General features: G+C 61.2%; 17 protein-coding genes and 1 pseudogene. 4 read left to right on the top strand and 14 right to left on the bottom strand.

All coding sequences use genetic code 11. The features are described 5' to 3' along the window. Positions 1-136: 136 nt before the first annotated feature. The 4 genes from KHO33_RS26455 to KHO33_RS26440 are packed head-to-tail and all read right to left on the bottom strand — an operon-like array spanning position 137 to position 5843. Complete coding sequence (locus KHO33_RS26455; protein WP_054035200.1) at positions 137-2143, bottom strand: acyl-CoA synthetase; 2007 nt, start codon at positions 2141-2143, stop codon at positions 137-139. After that, a complete protein-coding gene (locus KHO33_RS26450; RefSeq protein WP_200565870.1) occupies positions 2140-3096 on the bottom strand; it encodes a fumarylacetoacetate hydrolase family protein in 957 nt (318 codons plus the stop codon). The genes KHO33_RS26455 and KHO33_RS26450 overlap by 4 nt, the downstream gene beginning before the upstream one ends. A 34-nt stretch (positions 3097-3130) precedes the next feature. Further along, positions 3131-4201 (bottom strand): VOC family protein, encoded by a 1071-nt coding sequence (locus tag KHO33_RS26445; protein ID WP_200565869.1) that lies wholly within the window; start codon positions 4199-4201, stop codon positions 3131-3133. A 13-nt stretch (positions 4202-4214) separates the two neighbouring features. After that, the gene (locus KHO33_RS26440; protein ID WP_268963356.1) at positions 4215-5843 is read right to left on the bottom strand and encodes a bifunctional 3-(3-hydroxy-phenyl)propionate/3-hydroxycinnamic acid hydroxylase; all 1629 of its coding nucleotides are present in this window, start codon (positions 5841-5843) and stop codon (positions 4215-4217) included. A gap of 191 nt (positions 5844-6034) precedes the next feature. On the opposite strand from KHO33_RS26440, the gene KHO33_RS26435 reads away from it, so the two are divergent. Continuing rightward, positions 6035-6790: a TetR/AcrR family transcriptional regulator gene (locus tag KHO33_RS26435; protein WP_200565867.1), complete on the top strand. Its 756-nt coding sequence runs from the start codon at positions 6035-6037 to the stop codon at positions 6788-6790. 133 nt (positions 6791-6923) lie between these two features. Here the strand turns inward: KHO33_RS26435 and KHO33_RS26430 are convergent, their stop codons facing one another. From KHO33_RS26430 to KHO33_RS26420, 3 genes are read right to left on the bottom strand one after another with little or no spacing between them, the layout of a single operon-like run. Beyond that, positions 6924-8387, bottom strand: a complete 1464-nt coding sequence (locus tag KHO33_RS26430; RefSeq protein ID WP_200565866.1) for an efflux transporter outer membrane subunit — start codon at positions 8385-8387, stop codon at positions 6924-6926. Continuing rightward, positions 8384-11563 carry an efflux RND transporter permease subunit gene (locus KHO33_RS26425; RefSeq protein WP_200565865.1) on the bottom strand — a complete coding sequence of 1060 codons (3180 nt, stop codon included), beginning with the start codon at positions 11561-11563 and terminating at the stop codon, positions 8384-8386. Before KHO33_RS26425 ends, KHO33_RS26430 begins: the two co-directional genes overlap by 4 nt. Further along, on the bottom strand, positions 11560-12624 hold the full coding sequence (locus tag KHO33_RS26420; protein WP_328822809.1) for an efflux RND transporter periplasmic adaptor subunit: 1065 nt from the start codon (positions 12622-12624) through the stop codon (positions 11560-11562). Before KHO33_RS26420 ends, KHO33_RS26425 begins: the two co-directional genes overlap by 4 nt. 552 nt (positions 12625-13176) lie before the next feature. On the opposite strand from KHO33_RS26420, the gene KHO33_RS26415 reads away from it, so the two are divergent. Further along, positions 13177-13905 (top strand): TetR/AcrR family transcriptional regulator, encoded by a 729-nt coding sequence (locus KHO33_RS26415; RefSeq protein ID WP_054035197.1) that lies wholly within the window; start codon positions 13177-13179, stop codon positions 13903-13905. Positions 13906-14089: 184 nt separating this feature from the next. Here the strand turns inward: KHO33_RS26415 and KHO33_RS26410 are convergent. The 5 genes and pseudogenes from KHO33_RS26410 to guaB form a co-directional block, all read right to left on the bottom strand. After that, a pseudogene (locus KHO33_RS26410) lies at positions 14090-15033 on the bottom strand (tyrosine-type recombinase/integrase); the annotation flags it as partial. Between the two features lie 175 nt (positions 15034-15208). Continuing rightward, positions 15209-17413 (bottom strand): OsmC domain/YcaO domain-containing protein, encoded by a 2205-nt coding sequence (locus tag KHO33_RS26405; protein WP_200565864.1) that lies wholly within the window; start codon positions 17411-17413, stop codon positions 15209-15211. 103 nt (positions 17414-17516) lie between these two features. After that, a complete protein-coding gene (gene guaA / locus KHO33_RS26400; RefSeq protein ID WP_093633319.1) occupies positions 17517-19100 on the bottom strand; it encodes a glutamine-hydrolyzing GMP synthase in 1584 nt (527 codons plus the stop codon). Between the two features lie 203 nt (positions 19101-19303). Further along, positions 19304-20029, bottom strand: a complete 726-nt coding sequence (locus KHO33_RS26395) for a hypothetical protein (protein WP_200565863.1) — start codon at positions 20027-20029, stop codon at positions 19304-19306. A gap of 6 nt (positions 20030-20035) precedes the next feature. Next, positions 20036-21496 carry an IMP dehydrogenase gene (gene guaB / locus KHO33_RS26390; RefSeq protein ID WP_054035195.1) on the bottom strand — a complete coding sequence of 487 codons (1461 nt, stop codon included), beginning with the start codon at positions 21494-21496 and terminating at the stop codon, positions 20036-20038. Positions 21497-21855: 359 nt separating this feature from the next. Here guaB and KHO33_RS26385 point away from each other — a divergent pair, with 359 nt between their 5' ends. Continuing rightward, a complete protein-coding gene (locus KHO33_RS26385; RefSeq protein WP_200565862.1) occupies positions 21856-22833 on the top strand; it encodes a DMT family transporter in 978 nt (325 codons plus the stop codon). A gap of 70 nt (positions 22834-22903) precedes the next feature. Here KHO33_RS26385 and KHO33_RS26380 read toward each other — a convergent pair whose 3' ends face one another. Both KHO33_RS26380 and KHO33_RS26375 read right to left on the bottom strand, forming a co-directional pair. Next, positions 22904-23236, bottom strand: a complete 333-nt coding sequence (locus KHO33_RS26380; RefSeq protein ID WP_200565861.1) for an RnfH family protein — start codon at positions 23234-23236, stop codon at positions 22904-22906. Beyond that, on the bottom strand, positions 23233-23670 hold the full coding sequence (locus KHO33_RS26375) for a type II toxin-antitoxin system RatA family toxin (protein ID WP_028199353.1): 438 nt from the start codon (positions 23668-23670) through the stop codon (positions 23233-23235). Before KHO33_RS26375 ends, KHO33_RS26380 begins: the two co-directional genes overlap by 4 nt. Positions 23671-23770: 100 nt before the next feature. Between KHO33_RS26375 and smpB the strand changes: the two genes are divergently transcribed. Beyond that, positions 23771-24217 carry an SsrA-binding protein SmpB gene (gene smpB, locus KHO33_RS26370; RefSeq protein WP_054035193.1) on the top strand — a complete coding sequence of 149 codons (447 nt, stop codon included), beginning with the start codon at positions 23771-23773 and terminating at the stop codon, positions 24215-24217. Positions 24218-24267: the final 50 nt, after the last annotated feature.

Raw genomic sequence — 24267 nt, 5'->3', positions numbered from 1 at the left:
ATAGATGTACTAAATCAAATACGCTGGTGGCCATCTCAACGCGGCATCGCGGCGGGTACTTCCGATCACCCTCTAATCCGGTCGCACGACCGAACACGTCCCTATGATGTCGTGGTTCGTGTCACGTTGGCCTGCCCTACGCATCTGTTGCTGCTGGGTCCGTCCCCGTCGGTTGCTCCGCCCGTACTGGCCTCGCGGCGGCCGAGATCGAAAATGCGAACGGAAAGCGTCCGAGCGCGGAAGTCGCCAATGCTTCGAACGCGGGGTCGCCAAGTTCGACGTGAAGTGAAATTCCACGCGAGGTGTCATCAATGAGGCTAATGGTTGCATCCTCTACACCAGCCTCTACGAGGGCCGACTCCAGGGCGTCTGCCATTTCTCGCCGTTTTAGCGCAGGCTTGAAGATCTTGCCGACGCCCGTCAGCGGCATCGCATCCACGATCCGTATCCCCTTTGGCAACGCGGCGCGTTCGTTTATCTGATGGCGCAGAAACTCGGCCAATTCCGCTTCCGTTGCCGTTGTACCCGGCTTTAGCTGGACATAGGCAACCGGCAGCTCGCCTGCGTGCATATCGGGACGGCCTACGGCTGCCGCGATCTGGACTGCGGGATGGCGATGCAGTGGTTCTTCGATTGCCGCAGGGTCGATGTTGTGCCCGCCCCGGATAATCAGCTCCTTCTGCCGGCCGGTGAGCCAGAAGTAACCGTCGGGGTCGCACCGTCCGATATCTCCGGTATTGAGCCAGCGGCCGCCGTCGCCACTTTCCATCCAGATGCCACTGTTCTGCTCCGGCCGGGTATAGCCAACGAACACGTTTGGCCCGGAGATAACCAGCTGGCCGACCTCATCCGCAACGCAATCCCGTACATACCGGCCGGTTTCATCGACCACCACTGCTTTCATTGCCTGACCTGGCAGACGAAGACCAATCGAACCGACCCTGCGCTCGCCAAGCGGAGGGTTCACGCTGCTAACGCAGGTACCTTCCGTAAGGCCGTAGCCCTCAAGGATTCTTATTCCTGTACGATCCTGGAAAGTGCGAAGTAATTCCACCGGCATGGGGGCGGCGCCACACAGTCCATACTCGAGCGAGCTGATATCGTGCTCGCCAACTGGAACGTCCAGCAGCGATCCGTAGAGTGTCGGGACAGCGCTGAAGAAGTTGATGCGGTAATGCTCGACAATTTCCCAGAAACGCTTTACAACGCCTTCGCCCCGATAACCTTGCGGTGTGCCGAGCACGACGTGGGCACCACGCGAGAACGCCAGCAGACCTGTCACCATCACGGCGTTCACGTGGAAAAGCGGTAGTCCGCAAAAAATCGCTTTTCCCGGACCAATGCTTTCGCCGAAGAATTGCCCCGCGTTCCACGCATTGGCCACTTCGTTGCCGTGCCGTCGAACCGCAATCTTCGGCAGCCCGGTGGTACCGCCCGTGCAAAAGAACGACGACACATCATCGATGCTCAGTCGACGCGTGCTGCTGAGCGCCACCCCGGACTCCCCCGCGATGGCGGTGCTGAAATCGTGGATGCCGACATGCGCAGGAACGGCACCGTGAACGCCGCCAGGCCCATGCAGTTTCGAAGACTCGCCACGTTGAAGCATCCGGGCCGCAAATCCCTTTTCGCCCGGCATGCGGTCGGCCGGATTCACCAGCACCAGATGCTGAAGGGAAGGCACCGTGCGCAACACCGCTTGCACCTTTTGCCAGAGGTCAGTTCCGGGAAACGGCGCCAGGGTCACGAGCACGCTCACACCTGAGGCGTTGAGCAGTTCGCCGATGGCTTCACTCTCAAGCAGCGGATTGATCGCGCAGACAATCCCGGCGGCTTCCCCGCCCCAGATCACCAGGTGCGTTTCAGGGAGATTGGGCAGAACGTATGCAACAACCGAGTCGCGCTGTACTCCCAGGCGCGCAAACATGTTCGCGGTTCGCGTGACATCGCGCACGAGTTCACCATACGTCCAGCACTCAGCGTTCCGGTGGTCGTCGGCCGTTGCAAAGAACGAAAGTGCGGGTGCCACTGGATTGATGGCGGCGCCCCGGCAAATCATCTCGTAGGTACTCGACGGAAGATCCGCCAGTTGCCCCTGCGTTTCAATGGCAAGGACATCGTGTACGTTTGCGACGCCTTTCATGCCGCCTGTTCCATAACGACGTTATGCTGTACGCCCAGATCGATCGAGCGGTCATTGCTGACGATATTTGCCTCCACGACGTCCCCCACCCTCAGGTACTGCGGCCTTTCCTCCTGCATCTTCAGGAAAAGACGCCATTTTTCCGCTTCAGGCAGCTGCGCCGCGGCGCGCATCTTTTCCGGTGACGGAATGCTCAGGGCACAACCGGAGGGCGTGCCGGTCGCGAGCAGGTCCCCGGCGCGCAGGTCGTGTATGGCGGAAATCTCCGTCAAGGTCTCTGCCGGGCCGTAGACAAGGCCCGCCGTGGAGTCATTCTGGCGAACGGTTCCGTTTACCGTCAGCGTCAGCACGAGCTCCTTCAGCTTTGGAATATCCTGTTTCGCGAGGAGGCAAAGGTAAGGGCCGACAGGGCCAAAAGTGCGATAACTCTTGCCCTTGTAGAACTGCATCTGTGGAATCTGGATATCGCGCGCGGAATAGTCGTTGACGATCACGGCGCCCGCGATGTAGTCATGCAGGTTGTCGTCGGTGACGATCTCGCGGGACGTAACGTCGCGTTTGAGGACAAGACCGAGTTCGATCTCATAGTCGAGGAACTGGACTTCATTTGGCTTCACGACGGGCGAATCGGCTGGAACGATGCAGCTCGTCGCCTTCGTGAAGATCATGTTGAATTTCTTCACATCCGGGTCCATGCCGGACTCGATCATATGCTGGCGATAATTCGCGCCCTGGCAGATGAACTGCTGATTGGCGGTCACTGGCGACAACCATTGCACTTCCGATTCGGGAATCGTCGGAGCGCTCAGCACGAACAGCCGTTCGACCGGATTGGCCTCGATAAACTCGGCGGTCGTCTTGAACTCGCCGGGAATCGGCGTGATAGTGCCATTAGCGACCACGCCCCACTGGGCGCGGCCATGGTGCAGGTAATGCAGAACGTGAAGTGCCATTTATCTATCTCCGGATTCTATGGAAAGGGTTGGTTCAAGCGAAAAGCTTTGCCAGCGTCCGCAGCTTGCTCAGCGTCAGGTCGGGGCTGCGGCGCAGGTTCCTGAAAAGCGCCACGATGCTCGAAGGTGTGAATTTGGGCTTCGTGAAACTGCGCGGCATTGTTGGTCCCCATTGCGCCATCGCCTCACGACTCACGCCATGGACACCGGTCGGTGCATCGGCCGTAAAGAGATCGCCGTCGCAATAGTGCTCATGTTTGTCGCCCCACGGGTCCTGCCAGTAGTCGAAGATCTGGCTGCCCAGGATATGGCGTCCGATTCCCCACGCGTGCGTCCACCCCCTCTCGCGCAGGACGCGCTGGCCCATGCCGACCGCGTCTGCATCGACGACTTCGTAGGCGCTATGGCTGTAGGTGGGCAGGAAGCCTTGTGCGAGCGCCAGCGTATGGTGATCGGCCGGTTTGTCACCAAGATCAAGCCGCATGAACGCGACGACGGGCGAGCCATCGGGAAGCACCTGCACATCGCTCGGGATAAACCCGAAATGCTGCGTATACCATGCGCAGGTTTCCTGATAGTCGGCGAGTTCAAGCACGACATGTCCGAGCCGGATAACTTCGGGCGCGCGCTCGGGTGGTCGCTGCGTCCCGTTAATCCGGACGGCCGCATCTACGGAGTTAAACGCCAATGGCGGCCGATGGGACAACGTCGCGACTGGCGCCTGGCCCCATATCGCATCGACACGAAAGCCGGAAGGGTCGGTCAGCCGTACCATATAGCCGCCGCCTGGCAATGGCGAGCGTTCGACCTCAGATGCGCCAGGCACTCTTGCAAGCGCATCAAGATCGGCCCTGTCGTCGACCTGTAGCCCAAAGCCAATGAACCGGGATTTCGACGCCTTCCGGATGACATAGCAGAAGTGCGAAGCACTCGTTCCCCGCAGAAGCAATAGTGCTTTACCGCGCGATACGGTTCGTAGCCCGAAATCATTGAGAAATTGCTCGGCCTTCCCGAGGTCCGGCCGCTCGAATATCAGATAGGCCAATGCCGACGCTTTCGTCGTGGGATCAGGGTGACGAGCCGGCTGTGCAGTGGTCAGTTTCATAACGAATAAGAAATCAGGCGGTTCGAATAGCGGTTTCGACTTCCGGCGTCCGCAGGCTCAAGGGATTACCCAGCAAGGCGAGACTCTCGCGCACAATACGGTTTGCATCGGTTGCCGGGCCGTCGTGGACGATCGTCTTGTCGGGCCGCACTACGGCAGCCCACCCGAGGGGCACCAGCCCGGGAAGAAATACGCCTTCGAGATCTTCCCAGCTGTCGCGCGGGGCACGATGCAGTCGTTGCCCCCGGTGGGCAATCTGGACAACGCGCCCTCCGGCACGCGCAAAGGCTGCGGCCGTCGCGTGCTCGAGCGTAGCCGCCGCGTCCACGCCAAACCCGATCAACGCGAGACCCGGCCCGAGCACGTCGTCGCTCAGACGCGTGGTGCCATCCGAACCTCTCACCCAGCCTTGCGCGATGACTGCGCCACGAACGAGCTTCGTCGACGAGCGGCCCTTGACGAACAGCCCGCGGCGGAATGCATTCTTTGGCTTGATCTGCAGCTCCTCGAATTGCGCGCGTAGGCGAGGTACCAGTCTCGACAGACGCATCAACCCGTGGGTCAATAAGGCGACGACGCCACTCCGGGGCATGACGAGCTTGCCCATGAACTTCGCGAGGTTGATCATCGCCTTCGCGTGGGGGCGCCGCTCCTCGTCATAGGTATCGAGAATCTCTGGATGGGCACGTCCTTGCACCACCCATGCGAGCTTCCAGCAAAGGTTGGCGGCGTCCCGAAGACCTGCGACCAATCCCTGCCCAACGAATGGGGGCGTGATGTGGGCCGCGTCGCCCGCCAGGAACACCCGGCCCTTGCTAAATGCATCGACAGCGCGCGCATGGAAGCGATACACGGCCTTGCGCTCGATGATCATGTCTTCCACCCTGCCCCAGGGGGAAAGCAAATCCCGGATACACGTCTCGGATTCCATATCCTCGCGGCGCTCGCCGGGCCGAAGCATGAACTCCCAGCGTTCGCGACCGCCAGGCGCGACCATATGCGGGATCGGCCGGCGGTGATCGCAGATGAACTCGATGTGATCGATCGGACGCGGTACGTTGCGGGCATCGATGATCAGCCAGTCCTCGGCGAATGTCTTGCCCTTGAATTCCTGCCCAATGAGCTGGCGTACCAATGAACTCGCCCCGTCCGCGCCGACCAGATAGCGGGCCCGGACCACATGTGTGCGCCCCTGGCCAAGATCTAACGCTGCGAGCACATGATCCCGTTCTTCTGTGAAGCTCTTGAGCTCAACCCCCAACGCGACATGCGCACAGTCGTATGTCGCGAGCCGGGCGCGTAGGCACCGCTCAAGGTCTGGCTGGTAGAAGGTGACGAGCTTCGGATGACCATCCAGGCTGCCCAGCGAATTCACCCTACCGAACAGTCCCAGCATTGGCGACCTCATGCGGACGTACGGTATGGCGATCGTCTCGAAATCGCTCTCCGCAACGCCGGCAAGCTGAAGGATGCGCAGCGCTTCGTTGTCGAGCGCGATCGCACGGGGCGCCATGAATACTTCAGTCGACTTGTCGACAACCATCACGTTCACGCCGTGCTGTGCCAACAGATTGGCAATCGTTGCACCCACCGGTCCGCAACCCACCAATAAAACGTCTACGGCTCGCGGAAATGCCCCGATCGGCGCACAACCCTCGCCATCCCGGCTGTGCGGCGCGGAACCATCTTTTGCTGCTGTCTCCACAGTCACTCCGTCTGTTGTTTCTTAGACCGGCGCTACATGGCCGTTAGTGACATTAAATTCATAAATGATGATTTTGTCAACATAGACAATAGCATCTATACTTCGGCATGGCCAAAACTGGACCGATCATGCCGAACACTTCAAATCGCCCGACAGCAAAGCGCCCTTCCCGTGCGGCGTCAGTTGCCCCGGTTGCCGTTCCCGAAGAACGCGAGCCGCGTGGTGCCCGTCGTAAGCGCGAGACGCGCGCCCGCCTCCTCGACGCGGCCCTCAGGCTGATGGCCGAAAAGGGCATGGAAGGCGTAGCCATCAACGAAATCACCGAGGCCGCCGACGTCGGGTTCGGATCGTTCTACAACCACTTCGAGTCGAAGGAAGCCATCTACGCGACGCTTGTAGACAACGTGTTCGAGGAGTTCGCCGACATGCTCGATCGACTCGCGGGGGGCCTGTCCGACCCCGCAGAAGTGATCGCCGTCTCGGTGCGTCATACCCTGATGCGTGCGCGGCGCGACCCCGTATGGGGACGCTTCCTGATACGCGAAGGGTTTTCTGCGGGTGTGCTGAGCCGCGGGCTGGGTCAGCGGCTGCTGCGGGATATCGGAAATGGAATCGCCGCCAAGCGCTTTATAGTCGCCGACCCCTTCATCGGCTTTCTTTCGGTTGGCGGCACGGTGCTCGCGGCAGTTGCAGCCGAGCTGAATTTCGTCGCGCCGAGCGCGCCGGCGGCGCAGTTACTCGACGAACTTGGCTTCAGCGGAGAGCACTTCGCCGAGCGCACGGCGGCAACGCTTCTGCAAACACTCGGACTCAAGCGCGCCGAGGCGGAGAAGATTGCAATGCGAGCGTTGCCGCTCATCGAGACGAAAGTCGATGGGGAATGAGGCCGGCGACGACAACGTAGGTTACGGAATTGGGGTCACCAACCCGATACGATGAGTAAATGTGTAATCAACGCCGCGGATAGCGGATAGCAGATCGCACTCGCAGGCTCTCCCCGACCTCACGAAGTCAAGGTCATTCCCTTGACGTCACGTGCAGCTGATCGTCCGGTAATTCGCCCATCGCCTGGAAGAGTGCGGCGGTATCGCTCATGCGCTGGCTCCCGGCGCGTACAGCGCCAAGCTGCGCGTTGAGAAACCGCTGCTCGCTAGCGTGCTGCGCCGTTGACGGCAGGGAACCCAGACGGGCGCGCGACGCCGTTTCGTCGAATGCGGCATGGGCTGCCTGTGCCGATCTTTCGGCAGATGCCAGCGTCTGCGCGTCATTATCCAGTGCGGCAAGCGAATCGGCGACATCCTGGAATGCCGACAGAACTGTCGACTTGTAGTGCAGAACCGTCGCAGCGTAGGTATCAATCGAGGCTCTGCGTTGCGCGAACAACGCCCCACCATGGAAGAGCGGCTGGGACAGGCCCGCACCGATCGCCCAGAGCCCGCCTGCACCTGAGAGCATCGCGGGCCAGCTAAAGCCCCCGCGGCCCATCGAGGCCGTCAGTGACAGGCTCGGAAAGAGTTGCGCGGTCGCAGCGCCAACGTCGGCCGCGGCGGCCTTCACGGCGGCATCGGCTGCCTGAATGTCCGGACGCGAACGCAGGAGCTCCGAAGGCACGACGACCGGCACGTGGTCAGGCAACGCCATGCTGTCGAGGTCGGGAACGGTCGGTGCGTTATCGGGCGTCCGGCCCATCAGTACCGCCAGCGCGTGGACGGCTGTGGCGCGCTGCTGGTGTAAGGCCGGAAGACTCGCCGCGATCGAATCTGCCTCCTGCGTCGAGTTGAGCGCCTGCACGTGCGAAATGGACCCGAGCGCGTACCGTTGCTGATCCTCGTTTGCAGTTTCGCTCGCCACGGCGACGAGCCGCTCGGTGAGCGCGATCTGGCGATCGAGCGCCGCCACATTGATCGCCGTGCCGACGATGTTGGCGGCGAGCGCGCGCCGAGCCGCTTCCAGTTCATATGCCTGCACATTCACGCGATCGGTAGCCGCCGCATTGGCGTAGCGCGTCGCACCGAAGAGGTCGAACGTGTAGTGCGTTTGAATCTGCCCGGCAAAGAAGTTATAGCGGACCTCGCTTGGGCCGATGCCGGGCACGACCGGTGAACGCGCGCGCTCGACCTGGGCGGCAGCGTCGACCGACGGAAGCGTGGACGAACCGATTTGCCCGCGCAGTTCTTCTTGCGCGGCGGAGAGCGTCCGCTGCGTGGCCGCAAGCGTCGGGCTGTTGCGCAGGCCTTCGTCGACGAGCGCATCGAGCGCGTCGGACCGGTAAAGCCGCCACCATTGCGGAACGGCCGTCGAGCCGATATCGAATTGCTGCGCAACGCCATCCGCCACGACTGTCTTCGACGGCTGCGCCTGCGCGCCGTAATGCGTGGGCGAAGGCATCACCGGGGGCTCCCCGCTGGGGGCAAACGAGCAGGCCGTCAGTGCGAGCGCCGTAGCCACGGCGATAACGGATGTCTTATAGCCAAAGTTCATGATGAAATCTCCGTATGCTCGACGACGACCGGGTGCATCCCGCGCTCGTCGCGCCGGATCCTGAAGCACGTCGCGTAGAGCGCCGGCAGGAAGAAAATGGTCAGTGCCGTGGCAATCGTGATACCGCCCATCAGCGCGGTCGCCATGGGCCCAAAGAAAGCTGAGCGCAAGAGCGGGATCAAGGCGAGCACGGCGGCGGCGGCCGTCAGCATGATCGGCCTGAAGCGCCTCACGGTTGCACCGATAATCGCGTCGAAGCGCCCATGCCCCGCCGCGATGTCCTGGTCGATCTGGTCGACCAGAATCACGGAGTTGCGCATGACGATGCCGAACATGGCAATCACGCCGAGCAACGCGACGAACCCAAAGGGTTTGCCGAACAGGAGCAGCGCGGCCACGACGCCGATCAGCCCGAGCGGTGCCGTCAGCACGACGATAAACGTCCGCAGGAAACTCTTGAGCTGGATCATGAGTAGCGTCAGCACGGCGATGATCATGAGCGGCATCTCGGCGTTGATCGAGGTCTGGCCTTTCAGGCTTTCTTCGACGGAGCCGCCCACCTCGATTCGATAGCCGACTGGAAGCGTGGCTTTCTGCCCGGCGAGCGCGTGCTCGATATCGCGGGTCACGTCGATGCCCTGCGCGTTGCCCCGAATGTCGGCCTGCACGGTGATCGTCGGTTGCCGGTCGCGCTGCCAGATCACCCCATACTCAAGCGTGTTCCGAACATGTCCGAGGGAACCGAGAGGAACCGGGCCGTTCGGCGTCGGAATCGCCAGGCTCATGAGTTGCGCAGGATTGACACGTTCGCTCTTCGGCGCGCGCAGATCGACGTTGATCAGCTTGTCCTGCTCACGGAACTGCGTGACCGTGTAGCCAGAAAGCGTCATGGCCAGGAAGTTCGATACGTCCTCCGACGACACGCCAAGCTGGCGCGCCCTGTTCTGATCGATCTCGAACGAGATCGACCGTTCCGCCGGCTCGTCCCAGTCGAACTGGACATCGCGCGTGCGGGAATCGGCGCGGACCTTTTCGGCGACCTTTTCAGCAATTGAGCGCACGGTCACAATGTCGTTGCCGCTCACCCGGAACTTGATCGGAAAGCCCACGGGCGGGCCGTTCTCGAGTCGCGCCACACGCGTGCGCACGCCGGAGAACTCTCTCCCAAGTTTGGCATCGAGCCAGTGCATCAACTCATCACGGTTTTCAACGCTTCTGGCCGTGATCACGAACTGCGCGAAGTTTGGCTGCTGAAGCTGCTGGTCGAGCGGCAGGTAAAAGCGCGGTGCGCCGGTGCCCACAAAGTCCACGAAATGCTCGATCGCAGGCTGGCCGTCGAGCGCCTTTTCGAGGCGCTTCGCCTCACGCAGGGTCGCCTCGAACGAAGCACCTTCCGGCAGCCGCAGGTCCACAAGCAGCTCCGGCCGTTCAGAGTTGGGGAAGAACTGTTGCGGCACGCGCGTGAAGGCCGCCATCGCGATCGCAAAGAGCATGGCAGTGACGCCGAGCACGGCCCAGCGACGCTCGATACACCACGCGACCCACCCCGACAGGCGCCGGTAGAAGCCGGTGCTGTAAACATCGTGCTCGTGATGGTGTCCGCCACTCTCGTGGCTCTTGCGCTCGGGCAGCATGTGGAAGCCCAGCAAGGGGACCAGCACGACGGCAGCGAACCACGATACGATCAGCGCAATGGCCGACACTTCGAAGATCGAACGCGTGTATTCGCCCGTACTCGATTTCGCGAGTGCGATCGGCAGGAAGCCCGATACCGTCACGAGCGTGCCAGTCAGCATCGGGAATGCCGCGCTCGTGTAGGCAAAGGCCGCCGCGCGCTTGCGACTCCACCCCTGCTCGAGCTTCACGGCCATCGTTTCGACGGCGATGATCGCGTCGTCGACGAGCAGCCCCAGCGCGAGCACGAGCGTGCCAAGGGAGACCTGGTCCAGTCCGATATTGAACACATGCATGCAAAGCGCCGTCACGGCGAGCACGATCGGAATCGAGATCACGACGACCATGCCGGTGCGCAGGCCGAGCGAAACGAGGCTCACGACCAGTACGATAGCTACCGCTTCGCCGACCGATCTGACGAACTCGTCCACTGAATGCTTGACCGCGTGAGGCATGCTCGAGACGGGAGCCAGCTTGAGGCCCGCCGGCATGGCCGCCTGCAGTTCGGCGGTTTTAGCGTCGAGCGCCTTGCCGAGGCTGATCACGTCGCCGCCTTTTTGCATCGTCACGCCGATGCCGAGCACCGCCTGCCCCCCGACGCGCATCTGGGTGACGGGCGGATCGTCATAGCCGCGCGTGATCTTCGCGATGTCACCGAGCCGGAACGTGCGTTTGTTCACGGTGATGAGCGTGTCGGCGAGCGCCTGCACATCCTTGAACGCGCCGCTCGGTCGCACGAACACCCGGTCGTCCGCCGTCGTAATGGTGCCAACGGGCGTAACGGTATTTTGTGCATCGATTGCCAGGGCGAGCTGCTGCGGCGTGATAGAGAGCCCCGTCAGCTCTGCATTCGATATCTCGACGAAGATGTGTTGGTCCGGGTCGCCAAAGTAGTCGACCTTGGCGACGCCGGGCACGCGCAGCAGGATCGTGCGCAACTGGTCCGCGTAGTCGTGCAGTTGCGCAGGCGTAAAGCCGTCACCTTCAAGCGCGTAGATGTTTGTGTAGACGTCACCAAACTCGTCGTTGAAAAACGGTCCAACCGTCCCCTTGGGCAGCGTCGCCGAGATGTCGCCCACTTTCTTGCGCACCTGGTACCAGGTCTCCGGGACCTCCTTGACGGGGGCCGAATCCTTCATGGCGAAGAAGATCATCGACTCGCCGGGCCGTGAGTAGCTCTTGATGTTGTCGACATACGGTGCCGCCTGCAACTGGCGGCCGATCCGATCCGTGATCTGTTCTTGCACCTCGCGGGCAGTCGCGCCCGGCCAGTAAGTTTTAACCACCATGGTCCGGAACGTGAACGGCGGGTCTTCCGACTGGGCAAGCTGCGTATAACCGATCACGCCGAACAGGGTTGCAAGCCCGATCAGAAAGATCACCAACTGCTGATGGCGCAACGCCCACGCGGAGAGATTGAAGCCACCTTCGCCATGTGCCTCGGAGTCGGACGTGGTGACGGTCGCGCTCTCTTGAGCGGTTTCACTGTCGCGTGCGTTCATGACGAAAAATCCTCGGGATGCAACGGGGCCACCACCTGGACGTGTTGGTCTGCGCTCACTGCGTGCACGCCCTGCATCACGACGCGGTCGCCGTCGTGCAAGCCGCCGGTGACAGAGACCGTGCGTTCGTCGTAGCGCGCGATGCTGACAGGGCGCAGCTCAAGGGTGTCGCTGCCGGCGCGCACCACCCACACAGCGGGGTCCTCGCCTTTGTGAAAGAGCGCCGTCACAGGCAGCGCGAACGGACGTGCCGTGGCCGCGTCGCTGGCGGCATCGAACGCAACATTCGCCGTCATGCCGAGGCGAACGTCGGGGCTCGGCGCGGCCAGCGTGAGCTTCACGCGCCAGGTGCGGCTTTGCGGGTCGGCGGCAGGCGACACCTCGCGCACGCGCGCCTCGAAGGTCTTACCAGGCAGCGCAGACAGGCTCACCCGCGCATTGCTGCCGACGGTTAATGCGCCAAGCGTCCGCTCGGACGCGTCGCAGACAACATCCACGTCTCCCGTCCAGTCGAGGTGATAGACGGCTTGATCTGCCTGAATGTTCTGGCCGGTGTCGGCGTCCTCCGACGTGATGACGCCGTCGTGGTCTGCCGTAAGCGTGGCGTAGCGCAGGTGATCCGTGGCGAGCGCCATCTGGGCGAGCGCCGAATCGCGCTGCGCGAGGGCGGAAGCGTAGGCGTCCTGGGTCTGCTCCATCTGCGCGGGTGCAATGAGGTTGGCCTGCGCCTGAGCGCGGTCGCGATCGAGCTGCTGTTTGGCGTACACGAGACGATGTTCGGCGGCGTCGAGCTGTGCTCGCGCGTTGAGCAGGTTGTTGCGCAGGTCGGTAGGGTCGAGCAGCGCAACGGTCTGTCCGGACTTGACGGTATCGCCGATGCGCACCCGCCGTTCGGTGACCTTGCCTCCAATCCTGAACGAAAGAGGCGTCGAATACCGCGCCTGTATCTGAGCCGGCAACGAGGCGCTCGCCGTGCGCCCGTCGGGATGAACCGTGACAGCAACGACGGGCTTGGCCTCGGGAGCGACGATTTCGCGCTGGTGGCAGGCCGCTAGCAGCATTGCGCCGCAAGCCGCAATGAGAAGACGTCCTCGGTGAGATGGTCGGGCGGCGGACGACAGGAAGGGGCGCGCAAGCATCTGCGCGTTAAGACAGGAAAGTTTCACGATGTTCACAAAGCAGGTGATGGTCTAGCAATAAAAATGGGCGAGGCATCGGAAGACACGGTGCATCTAGCGGCATGCCTTGCCAAGCGCGTTAGCGCTCGATTCGGCATCCCTATAACTTAGTATTCCTACTCGCTGCGACTGATACAAACCGCTTGCAACTCTTCGTACTTCGTCATCGCACGCGGCCACTCCCCACGAAACAGCTAGAGAACGAACATAAAAATAGATCCTCGCCCCGAGCCCGGCGCTGGTGGATCTGAACGGCAATGGACGGCCCATCTTCAGCGCTGCAACACGCTGCTCCGGGCACCGTCGGAATTCAATTCGTCTGTCCATACGGTCGCTGATCCGTCCGCGACAGTGACATTACACCCCATAACTGATGATATTGTCAATTATGACACATAAATCTACAATACGACGTTACAGAAATCTGGAACCGAGATGCCTGATACCCCGAACTCCCGTGCAACCCGGCAGCACACACAAAAGCTGCCAGCTCCGGCCGAAGCGACCGAAGGACGCCAGCCGCGCGGCGTCCGCCGCAAGCGGGGGACCCGAACCCGCCTGCTCGACGCTGCGCTCAGGCTAATGGCCGAAAAAGGGATGGTTTCAGTGGCCATCAACGACATTACCGAGGCCGCGGACGTCGGTTTCGGCTCCTTCTACAATCACTTCGCGTCGAAGGAAGGGATCTTCGCCGCGGCTGTCGAGTGGGTATTCGAGGAGTTCGCCGGTACGCTTGATCGCCTGGCCAGCGGACTGTCCGATCCGGCCGAAGTGGTCGCTGTCTGTGTGCGCCATACGCTAATGCGCGCCCGCCGCGAGCCGGTGTGGGGACAGCTCCTGATTCGCGAGGGTTTTTCGGTGCATGCGCTGAACTGGGGTCTCGGTCAGCGTTTGCTGCGTGACAGTCAAAGTGGCATTTCCGCGAGACGCTTTGTCGTCTCGGACCACTTTCTGTGTCTCATTTCCGTTACGGGCATCATCTTCGCGGCGATCGCCGCTGAAATGCACTTTTCCGCCTCCGTCACACCAGCCGTCCAAGGGCAGAAGCCATCTGGACTCGGAGAACAGCATTTCGCGGAGCGCGCTGCGGCGGTCGTGCTACAGGCACTTGGACTTAAGCGCGTCGAGGCGGAGAGAGTTGCGCGGCTGCCGTTACCGGGTTAACCGGGAATCCGATAGAGGGCGGCGAGACCAAGGGCGAGGCAGCCGTGATCGGGAGAAGCGGCGCTGACAACGAAGGAGGAGTGGGGAGACGTCTGCCGGATCGTGTGTCGCCCGGCACCGTGACCTCTTCGCCCCATACTACGGCGCTTCGAACATCAGTCAGCCATGGCCTTTCGCCCTTCGCCTTTGGATTCGTAGCAATCCAGCCGTCCAGCATATCTGCCCACGCCTGGAGCATCGTCCTCCGCTGCTCTGCATACTCCGCCTTGTTGTAGACCGCGCGCACGCCGCGCTGTTCGTGAGCGAGGCATTTCTCGATCCAGTCGGTGTTGAACCCTGCTTCGTGCAATAGCGTGCTGGCCGTCCGACGCAGATCGTGCACAGTGAGTGGATCAAAATCTGTCCCGTCGTCGCGTATCAGCTTGTCTGTTCCAATGCACTGAAAAACACGCGGATTTCGGCAGGCGACAGTGCCCGATCACGCGGCTTGAAGCTGGCGATGACAGCCGGGTGGATGGCCTCCGCAGGATTGTCCACCTTTAGTCCCCGCGCCTGCACGAAACGGTAAACCTGCAGAGCGATGTCACGCGCCTGCACGGCAGGGGCCGCGGCGCCCCTCCCCTTGATCTTCTCGCAGCGCGCCATCAATCGTGCTGGCGTGATCTCTTCCAACTTCAGCCGGCCAAATTCCGACGCGAGATTCCGCTCCTATAACAATTTGCGCATCGCTCGTGTGGAGTCGGCAGGAGCAGTCTCCATAAAGTATTTCTCCGCCCACTTACCAAACGTTAGCGTCTCCGTCGCGTCGACCCGTTTCTCGACTTTCGCACGTGAAAGACTCTCTCCGCGTTGGATTGCTCCGTAGGCTTGGTCGCGTCGAAGCCGGGTTTCCGGGAGGCTATAGCCATTCCGAATCCGAGTTCGTCTGGCTTGCGTGGCTTCCGTGCGGAAAGTGATGGATCGTACCGGCCGATAACCAGGGTTTCCCGGCGACCCTTCACCCGGTAGCAGTACCGGGAAGCTCACCCCGCCAGACGGCGTCACTGCCGCATAGAGCCCCCACTGATCGGCAACCTTGTAGATCTTCTTGGCCGGCTTCAGCGCTCGCAACTGCACGTCTGTGAGCATAGGGGCTCCTCGAACGCATATCGTCAGACTGATTTGAGCCTGAATTCAAGAAGGATTCGCCAGGCACAGTAGCTCGACACGGATACACGCCGGCACAAATGGCCGCTCTGATATCGAACATGCGTTTGTGCCGGGGGATGAACAGCATCATCGCATCCAGCCATGATTCGTAACCCTAACCGGCTGTAGCCGTCACATTGGCCCGCGCCTTATGCAGTTTTTTGTAGCTGTCGATCAGGCGGTGGTGCCTATCGAGACCCTCCAGTTTCATACTCGTTGGCGTCAATCCATAGAAGCGCACGCTGCCGTCCACTGAGCCCATTACCGCGTCCATCCGAGCGTTGCCAAACATCCGACGGAAGTTGACCGCGTAGTCGTCCAGTTCCAGGTCGTCATCGAGCAGCACCTCCAGCACCACATTCAAGGCCTGGTAAAACAATCCGCGCTCGACCGTGTTGTCGTTGTACTGCAGGAAAGCGCCCACCAGTTCTTGCGCTTCCTCAAATTGTTGCAAGGCGAGATGAATCAGCAGCTTCAACTCGAGAACTGTTAGCTGCCCCCAGTCCGTATTCTCGTCAAATTCGATGCCGATCAAAGTGGCAATATCGGCGTGCTCGTCCAGCTCGCTGTTCTCCAACCGCTCAAGCAGTGCTGCCAGGCCGGCATCGTCCAGGCGATGCACGTTCAGAATATCGGCGCGGAACAACAGCGCCTTGTTTGTGTTATCCCAGATCAAATCTTCTACCGGGTAAACTTCCGAATAATCGGGCACCAGAATCCGGCAGGCTACGGCACCCAACTGGTCATACACCGCCATGTAAGATTCTTTGCCCATGTCTTCGAGAATGCCGAACAAGGTTGCTGCTTCGTCGGCGTTGGAGTTTGCACCCTGGCCAGAAAAATCCCACTCGACAAACTCGAAATCCGCTTTTGCGCTGAAAAAGCGCCACGACACTATGCCGCTGGAATCAATGAAGTGCTCAACGAAGTTATTGGGTTCAGTCACGGCGTTACTGACGAAGGTGGGCTGAGGTAAATCGTTCAGGCCTTCAAAGCTACGCCCCTGCAGCAATTCCGTCAGACTTCGTTCCAGCGCCACCTCGAAGCTTGGGTGCGCGCCGAACGAGGCAAAGACACCGCCTGTTCGCGGGTTCATCAAGGTGACGCACATCACCGGGTAGGTCCCACCCAGCGACGCATCCTTTACCAGCACCGGAAAGCCCTGCTCTTCCAATCCCTGAATCCCGGCCAGAATGCCAGGGTATTTCGCCAGCACTTCGTGCGGCACATCAGGCAAGGCGATTTCGCCTTCCAGAATTTCGCGCTTTACCGCCCGTTCAAAAATTTCGGACAGACATTGCACCTGCGCTTCGGCCAGCGTATTACCGGCACTCATGCCATTGCTGACATACAGGTTTTCGATCAGGTTGGACGGAAAGTACACCACTTCGCCGTCCGACTGCCGCACGAACGGCAGCGAACAGATACCGCGCTCTACATTGCCGGAGTTGGTGTCGATCAGATGCGAGCCACGCAACTCCCCATCCGGGTTGTAAATCTCCAGGCAGTACGCATCCAGAATCTCAGCCGGCACCGCGTCCTTACGGCCGGGCTTGAACCAGCGCTCGTTCGGGTAATGGACGAACTCCGAGTTGGCGATGTCTTCGCCCCAAAACGCCCCGCCATAGAAATGGTTGCAATTCAGGCGCTCGATAAACTCTCCCAACGCGGACGCCAACGCGCTTTCTTTGGTCGCGCCCTTGCCGTTGGTAAAACACATCGGCGAGTGTGCATCGCGGATATGCAGCGACCACACATTGGGAACGATATTGCGCCACGAAGCGATTTCAATCTTCATGCCCAAGCCCGCCAGAATGCCCGACATATTGGCGATGGTTTGCTCCAACGGCAGATCCTTGCCCGCAATATAGGTGCTGGCGTCAGAAGCCGGAGTCAAGGTCAGCAAGGCCTGTGCATCGGCATCCAGGTTTTCTACCTCTTCAATGACAAACTCGGGTCCGGCTTGCACTACTTTTTTGACCGTACAACGGTCGATAGAACGCAAAATACCTTGCCGGTCTTTGTCGGAGATGTCCGCCGGCAACTCAACCTGAATCTTGAAAATCTGCTGGTACCGGTTTTCCGGATCAACAATATTGTTCTGCGACAGACGGATATTTTCGGTGGGAATATTGCGAGTTACGCAGTACAACTTCACAAAGTAAGCCGCACACAAGGCCGATGAGGCCAGAAAATAATCGAAGGGACCAGGCGCCGAGCCATCGCCCTTATAACGGATAGGCTGGTCGGCCACGACTGTGAAGTCATCGAACTTGGCTTCAAGACGCAGCTTGTCGAGAAAGTTGACTTTAATTTCCATGGGGAAATTCCAAAAATGGTACTCAAAACAAAATATAAAGCCCTGTAAAAAACAGGGCTTTAATAGTCAGTCAATTAGCGAATGATGTTTCCTGGCGGGAGTTCTATTCCCACTCGATCGTTGCCGGCGGCTTCCCCGAGATGTCATAGACAACCCGGTTAATCCCGCGCACTTCATTGATGATGCGGTTCGATACATGCCCCAGCAACTCGTGCGGCAGATGCGCCCAATGCGCGGTCATGAAGTCCAGCGTCTGCACAGCGCGCAGCGCCACGACATACTCGTAAGTGCGGCCGTCGCCCATCACGCCCACGCTTTTCACCGGCAGGAACACCGCAAAAGCCTGGCTCGTCAGGTCGTACCACGACTTGCCGGTTTCCTTGTCGATAAAGGTACGCAGCGTCTCGATGAAAATCGCGTCCGCGCGACGCAGCAGATCGGCGAAATCGCGGCGCACCTCGCCGAGAATCCGCACGCCCAAACCCGGGCCCGGGAACGGGTGGCGATACACCATTGCCGGCGGCAAACCGAGCTTCACGCCGAGTTCGCGCACTTCGTCCTTGAACAGTTCGCGCAGCGGTTCGAGCAGCTTCAGATTCAGCGTCTCCGGCAGGCCGCCCACGTTGTGGTGGCTCTTGATGGTCTGCGTCGCCTTCTTGCCCTTACCGGCCGATTCGATCACGTCCGGATAAATCGTGCCTTGTGCGAGCCACTTCGCATCCGTCAGCTTGTTAGCTTCGGTCTGGAACACTTCGACGAATTCCGCGCCGATGATCTTGCGCTTCGCTTCCGGATCGGTCACGCCGGCCAGCTTCGACAGGAACACTTCGCTCGCGTCGACGTGGATCACCTTGACGCCGAGGTTCTCAGCGAACGTTGCCATCACCTGCTCGGCTTCGTTCAAACGCAGGAGGCCGTGGTCGACGAACACGCAAGTAAGCTGATCGCCGATAGCGCGATGCAGCAGCGCCGCTGCCACCGACGAATCCACGCCACCCGACAAGCCCAGAATCACGTGCTCATTACCGACCTGCTCGCGAATCTTCGCGACGGCTTCGTCGATGTAATGGCCCATTTCCCAGTCGGGATTCGCGCCGCAAATCTGCAGCACGAAACGTTCGAGCATCGCGCGGCCTTGCACCGTGTGCGTCACTTCCGGGTGCCATTGCAGGCCGTAGAAATGGCGTGCTTCGTCGGCCATTGCCGCGATCGGGCACGAGTCCGTCGAGGCCATCAACTGGAAGCCCGGCGGCATTTCCAGCACCTTATCGCCGTGGCTCATCCACACCTTCAGCATGCCGTGACCTTCCGGCGTGGTGAAGTCGCTGATGCCTTCGAGCAGGCTCGTATGGTTGCGTGCGCGCACTTCGGCGTAGCCGAACTCACGCAGGTGGCCGATATCGACCTTGCCGCCGAGCTGCTCGGCCATCGCCTGCATGCCGTAGCAGATGCCCAGCACGGGCACGCCGAGTTCAAACACCGCTTGCGGCACGCGCGGCGTATCCGTTTCGGTGACGGAGCTCGGGCCGCCGGAGAGGATCACGCCCTTCGGTGCGAAATCGCGAATGAACGACGCATCGACGTCGTACGGATGAATTTCCGAATACACGTTGGCTTCGCGAACGCGACGTGCAATCAGTTGGGTGACTTGCGAACCGAAGTCGAGGATCAGGATCTTGTCATGCATGGCAGCGGACGGAGTCAAAAGTGAACGGATACGGGATACCGCGCATGACGCGCGGCGTTGAATTCAAAGCTGTCCACGTGGGGACGATCGAGCATGAAGCGTGACGATGAAGCGCGCTGGACCATTCAGCACCGCAGACACTTGCCTGCGGCGCGTGCGAACGGAATCCGGTTGCTTCGGCAGGCGTTCTGGCGCTGGGCGCATCAACCATGAAACGGCGGCCGGGGCGCACCAGGTGCGTCGGCAGCGGCGTTACGGGCATCGTCGCGCGCAACCGAGGCCTCGGCCCGTGCGGCGCGTTCAGAAGCCGTCAGACCCGGTTCGTCGACCGCCGGGTAGACCGGCGCAGCCGAAACTGGACTGACGGGCCGTGTGACCGGCACAACGGGCTCGACGACCGGCTCGGCGCGATAGACCGGCTCTGCCGTCACGCGACCGGAGTCGCGCCTGTTGGCAGCGTCTTTGGCGGCATCTTTCGCGGCCTGCTTTTCGGCGCGCTCAGCAGCAGCGGCCTCAACCAGCCGCACCCTCTCACGCCGCCGCACCGCGCCCGACAGGCGCACACCACCGAGGCCAACCACGAGCAGCACGACACCGGTCAGCACCGCGATGATCTGCCCGAAGCCGGTCAGCGCCGGCGTATGCAGCCCGAGCAGCCAGACCAGCATCAGCACACCAGTCAGCCAGTTCACATGGCCGACGACCTTGGCGACCGTCGACGTGAGCGAACCGTCGATCGACGCGTGCAAAGCAAGCCACGCGAGTCCGATCAGCGCCACGCCAAACCCCTGACCGACCAGAGCCGGCTGGGTTTGCACCAGAAGCAGCGCGTTGTACAACGAAGTCCAGGGCGTCAGCAGAAACAGCAGGCCGAACGCAAGCAGCAACAGTGCATCGAGGATGAGTACAGCGCGCAGCAATGGCTTCATTGGCGTTTAGTCCACGTGGTAGTTGGGCGCTTCCTTAGTGATCTGCACGTCATGCACGTGCGACTCGCGCAAGCCCGCGCCCGTGATCTGCACGAACTCGGCCTTGTCGTTCATCTCCGCGATCGTGCGGCAACCGCAGTAGCCCATGCTGGCGCGCACGCCGCCGATCAACTGGAACAGGATCGCGTTGACCGAGCCCTTGTAGGCGACGCGGCCTTCGATACCTTCCGGCACCAGCTTGTCGATGTTCGCGGAGTTGTCCTGGAAGTAGCGGTCTGCCGCGCCGTCTTTCATCGCGCCGACCGAACCCATGCCACGGTACGACTTGTACTGACGGCCCTGGAACAGGAACACGTCGCCCGGCGCTTCTTCAGTGCCGGCGAACATGCTGCCCATCATCACGGAATTCGCGCCGGCGGCCAGCGCCTTGCTGACGTCGCCCGAGAAACGCACGCCACCGTCGGCGATGACCGGCACGCCCGTGCCCTTCAGCGCTTCCGACACGTTCGAGATCGCGGTGACCTGCGGCACGCCCACACCGGCGACGATACGCGTCGTGCAGATCGAGCCCGGGCCGATACCGACCTTCACGCCGTCTGCGCCGTACTCAACGAGCGCCTTGGCTGCCGCAGCGGTAGCGATGTTGCCGCCGATCACTTCGACGTGCGGGAATTTCTGTTTGACCCACTTGACGCGCTCGAGCACGCCCTTGCTATGGCCGTGCGCCGTGTCGACGACGATCACGTCCACACCCGCCTGCACCAGCAGCTCGACGCGCTCTTCGTTATCTTCGCCCACGCCGACCGCCGCGCCTGCGCGCAGCTTGCCGTGTTCGTCTTTACACGCATCCGGGTGTTCGGTTTGCTTGGTGATGTCTTTTACCGTCATCAGGCCGCGCAGTTCGAATGCGTCGTTGATGACCAGCACGCGTTCGAGGCGGTGGCTGTGCATCAGCGCCTTGGCTTCGGCGAGCGGCGTGCCTTCCTTGACGGTGACGAGGCGCTCACGCGGCGTCATGATGTTGCGCACCGGCTCGTCCAGACGCTCTTCGAAGCGCAAGTCACGGTTCGTGACGATACCGATCAGTTGCGAACCTTCGACGACCGGGAAACCCGAAATGCCATGCTGGCGCGACAGCGCAATGACGTCGCGCACCTTCATTTGCGGCGGCACGGTGATCGGATCGCGCACGACGCCCGATTCGAAGCGCTTGACCTTGGCAACTTCACGCGCCTGTTCGGCCGGCGTGAGATTCTTGTGGATGATGCCCACGCCACCCATTTGCGCCATCGCGATCGCGAGACGGGCTTCGGTGACGGTGTCCATAGCGGCGGACACGAGCGGCATATTCAGGGAGATGTTGCGGGTCAGCCGGGTCTTGAGGCTGGTGTCGCGCGGCAGAACATCGGAGAAAGCCGGGACGAGGAGCACGTCATCGAACGTGAGTGCTGTTTGGATCAGACGCATGGCAAATCCTATAGGCGCAAAAGCGAATTATACGCGATACCTCCCTGGTTTTCACTGCACTAACAGCAGCTTAGCGAATTTCAGGGGATTTTTTTCGTGACTTTGCACCCTTCGATTTCGCTTCTGCGTTCGCCTCGAGTTCGATCCGGTTTCGTTTGCGCGTTCGGGCGCATGGACGCCGCACCTGGCCCGGGAATGGGTATTTCGGGGCACTTGCGTGCCGCCGGGCCAGCGTTCGGAAGTTAAAAAGCGCCTGAACACGCCGGATAAAACCGCCGCATTGCAGAATCAAACAAGACGCCCTGCCCGTCGAACGGCTATTCTGCCGACCATTCCAGTTTTTCTTGCAGGGGCAGTCGATGCAGCGCGGTGTGGCATATGGAGTAATGGCCGGGGCCTTATGGGGCATGGTGTTTCTGGTGCCGCGCGTGCTGCCCGATTTCTCGCCGCTGTTGCTGAGCGCCGGCCGCTACACGATGTACGGCATCGTCTCGCTGGCCGCCGCGCTGCCGATGGCGCGCTCGCTCGTCAAACGCCTGACCCGCGAGGATCTCGGCGCACTGGTCAAACTGGCGCTGGCCGGCAACCTGCTCTACTACCTGCTGCTGACCGCCGCGGTCCAGATGATCGGCATCGCGCCGGCCTCGCTGATCGTCGGCGTGCTGCCGGTCACCGTGACGCTGCTCGGCCGGCGCGACCACGGCGCCGTGCCGCTCGCCCGCCTCGTATGGCCGCTTGCGCTGGTGGTGGCCGGCATCGTCTGCATCAATATCGACGTCTTCACGGTAGCCGACAGCACGCCCGTCAGTATCGCGACGAAACTCCTCGGCCTCGGCTGCGCAGTCGGCGCGCTCGCCTGCTGGACCTGGTTCGCGGTCGAAAACGCCCGCTATTTGCAGCGCCAGACGCATTTCAGCGGCAACGAGTGGTCGGTACTGTGGGGTGTGGTGACCGGCGCGCTCGGCGCGGGATTGTGGCTGGTGGTCGCCGTCATGCCGCCTGGCAGCCTGCAGGGCCCGCTCGGCGACGAGCGCTGGCACACCTTCTGGATGCTGAATCTGGGCCTCGCCATCGGCGCGTCATGGCTCGGTAACGGGCTATGGAATGCCGCGTCGAAACGGCTGCCGCTCACGCTGTCCGGCCAGATGATCGTGTTCGAGACGCTTTTCGCGCTGCTCTACGCGTTTATCTACGACCAGCGCCTGCCGCGCCCACTGGAAACGGCGGCGATCCTGCTGCTGGTAGCCGGGGTGTGCTGGTCGGTGCGCCAGCATGCGGACGACGATACGTCCGGGGCGGCGTCGTTTGAGGAGAAGGCGCAGCCTTCGGTGCATTGAGACGATTGGGAACGATTCAGACGGGTTACCCTCGGCGTTGCCCTGCCACAGCCGCGGCCACGGGACGAGCCTAGCGCGAATCCTTGTTCAGCCAGCGGCGCCCTTCGATCGAGCCCGCCTTCCGGGTCTTCTCGACGCGCCGTTGGCGCGACAGCTTCGGATCCACCAGCAACGGCCGGTAAATCTCGACACGATCATGGTCGGCAAGCACCGTATCCAATGGCTTGAGCTTGCCGAACACGCCGACCTTCTGCATGCCCAGATCGATCTGCGGATAACGCTGCAAGATACCGCTCGCCTCTATCGCCTGCTGCAGTGTGGCCCCTTCCGGCAAGTCCACGGCAATCAGCGCCTGCTCACCAGCAAGCGCGTAGCAGACTTCAATCGACAAGCGCGCGCTCATGCCTTACCGTAGCGCTGATCGGCGCGCTTCACGAACGATTCGACGAAGGTATTGGCAATGTGGCTGAACACCGGCCCAATGATCTTCTCGAGAATGATGTTGGTGAATTCGTAGTGCAACGCGAATTCGATCTTGCAGGCGTCGGCCCGCAGCGGCGTGAAACGCCAGAAGCCGGTGAATTTGCGAAACGGGCCGTCCGCGAACTCCATATCGATGCGCGTGGGCCGCTCCATGCTGTTGCGCGTGGCGAAATGCTGCTTGATGCCCTTGAAGTTGATATCGATCTTCGCCTCCATGCCGGTTTCGTCCTGGCGGCGGATTTCGACTCCCCCGCACCAAGGCAGGAAGTTGGGGTAATCGGCGACGTCGGTGACGAGGTCGAACATCTGTTCCGCCGAATGGCGGATCAACACGGTTTTCTGGACATCTGCCATAAATTGAACAGCGCGTGGCAAGGGTGGACAAGCGCCGCGGGCTTTCCTTGCCCCGCTTTGCTAAAATCGTGATTTTAAACGAGTTGGGCACTTTCCATTCATGAGCATCATTGACAACAGAAAAGCCTTCTACGACTACTCGGTCGAAGAACGCTACGAAGCGGGGCTCGTGCTCGAAGGATGGGAGGTCAAAGCCTTGCGCGCCGGCCGTGGCCAGATCAAGGAAGGCTACGTGGTCATCAAGAATAACGAACTGTTCCTGATCGGCACGCACATCAGCCCGCTACCCGAAGCCTCGACCCACATCAATCCGGACCCGGTGCGCACGCGCAAGCTGCTGCTGCACGCCGAGGAAATCAGCAAACTGATCGGCAAGGTCGAACAGCGTGGTTATACGCTCGTGCCGTTGAACTTTCATTACAAGGGCGGTCGCGTCAAATGCGAGATCGGCCTCGCCAAGGGTAAGAAGCAACACGACAAGCGCGAAACCGAGAAGAAGCGCGACTGGGAACGCGAGAAGGCGCGCCTGATGCGCTCGCCGTCGTAAAACTGCGATTCAACGAAAAATGGCCCGCAAATTCGCGGGCCATTTTCATT

The sequence above is a fragment of the Paraburkholderia nemoris genome, from assembly GCF_905221015.1.
GTDB classification, from domain to species: Bacteria; Pseudomonadota; Gammaproteobacteria; order Burkholderiales; family Burkholderiaceae; genus Paraburkholderia; species Paraburkholderia nemoris.
The sequence above is the reverse complement of the archived record's forward strand: the minus strand, read 5'-3'. Positions and strand labels throughout refer to the sequence as shown.

What these genes read in the sequence shown, in the direction of transcription:
- KHO33_RS26435 (WP_200565867.1), top strand. Translation starts at nt 6,035, where the DNA reads ATGCCGAACACTTCAAATCGCCCGACAGCAAAGCGCCCTTCCCGTGCG.
- smpB (WP_054035193.1), top strand. Translation starts at nt 23,771, where the DNA reads ATGAGCATCATTGACAACAGAAAAGCCTTCTACGACTACTCGGTCGAA.
- KHO33_RS26380 (WP_200565861.1), bottom strand. Translation starts at nt 23,236, where the DNA reads ATGAGCGCGCGCTTGTCGATTGAAGTCTGCTACGCGCTTGCTGGTGAG.
- KHO33_RS26405 (WP_200565864.1), bottom strand. Translation starts at nt 17,413, where the DNA reads ATGGAAATTAAAGTCAACTTTCTCGACAAGCTGCGTCTTGAAGCCAAG.
- guaA (WP_093633319.1), bottom strand. Translation starts at nt 19,100, where the DNA reads ATGCATGACAAGATCCTGATCCTCGACTTCGGTTCGCAAGTCACCCAA.
- KHO33_RS26420 (WP_328822809.1), bottom strand. Translation starts at nt 12,624, where the DNA reads ATGCTGCTAGCGGCCTGCCACCAGCGCGAAATCGTCGCTCCCGAGGCC.
- KHO33_RS26425 (WP_200565865.1), bottom strand. Translation starts at nt 11,563, where the DNA reads ATGAACGCACGCGACAGTGAAACCGCTCAAGAGAGCGCGACCGTCACC.
- KHO33_RS26430 (WP_200565866.1), bottom strand. Translation starts at nt 8,387, where the DNA reads ATGAACTTTGGCTATAAGACATCCGTTATCGCCGTGGCTACGGCGCTC.
- KHO33_RS26385 (WP_200565862.1), top strand. Translation starts at nt 21,856, where the DNA reads ATGCAGCGCGGTGTGGCATATGGAGTAATGGCCGGGGCCTTATGGGGC.
- KHO33_RS26375 (WP_028199353.1), bottom strand. Translation starts at nt 23,670, where the DNA reads ATGGCAGATGTCCAGAAAACCGTGTTGATCCGCCATTCGGCGGAACAG.
- KHO33_RS26415 (WP_054035197.1), top strand. Translation starts at nt 13,177, where the DNA reads ATGCCTGATACCCCGAACTCCCGTGCAACCCGGCAGCACACACAAAAG.
- guaB (WP_054035195.1), bottom strand. Translation starts at nt 21,496, where the DNA reads ATGCGTCTGATCCAAACAGCACTCACGTTCGATGACGTGCTCCTCGTC.
- KHO33_RS26450 (WP_200565870.1), bottom strand. Translation starts at nt 3,096, where the DNA reads ATGGCACTTCACGTTCTGCATTACCTGCACCATGGCCGCGCCCAGTGG.
- KHO33_RS26455 (WP_054035200.1), bottom strand. Translation starts at nt 2,143, where the DNA reads ATGAAAGGCGTCGCAAACGTACACGATGTCCTTGCCATTGAAACGCAG.
- KHO33_RS26445 (WP_200565869.1), bottom strand. Translation starts at nt 4,201, where the DNA reads ATGAAACTGACCACTGCACAGCCGGCTCGTCACCCTGATCCCACGACG.
- KHO33_RS26395 (WP_200565863.1), bottom strand. Translation starts at nt 20,029, where the DNA reads ATGAAGCCATTGCTGCGCGCTGTACTCATCCTCGATGCACTGTTGCTG.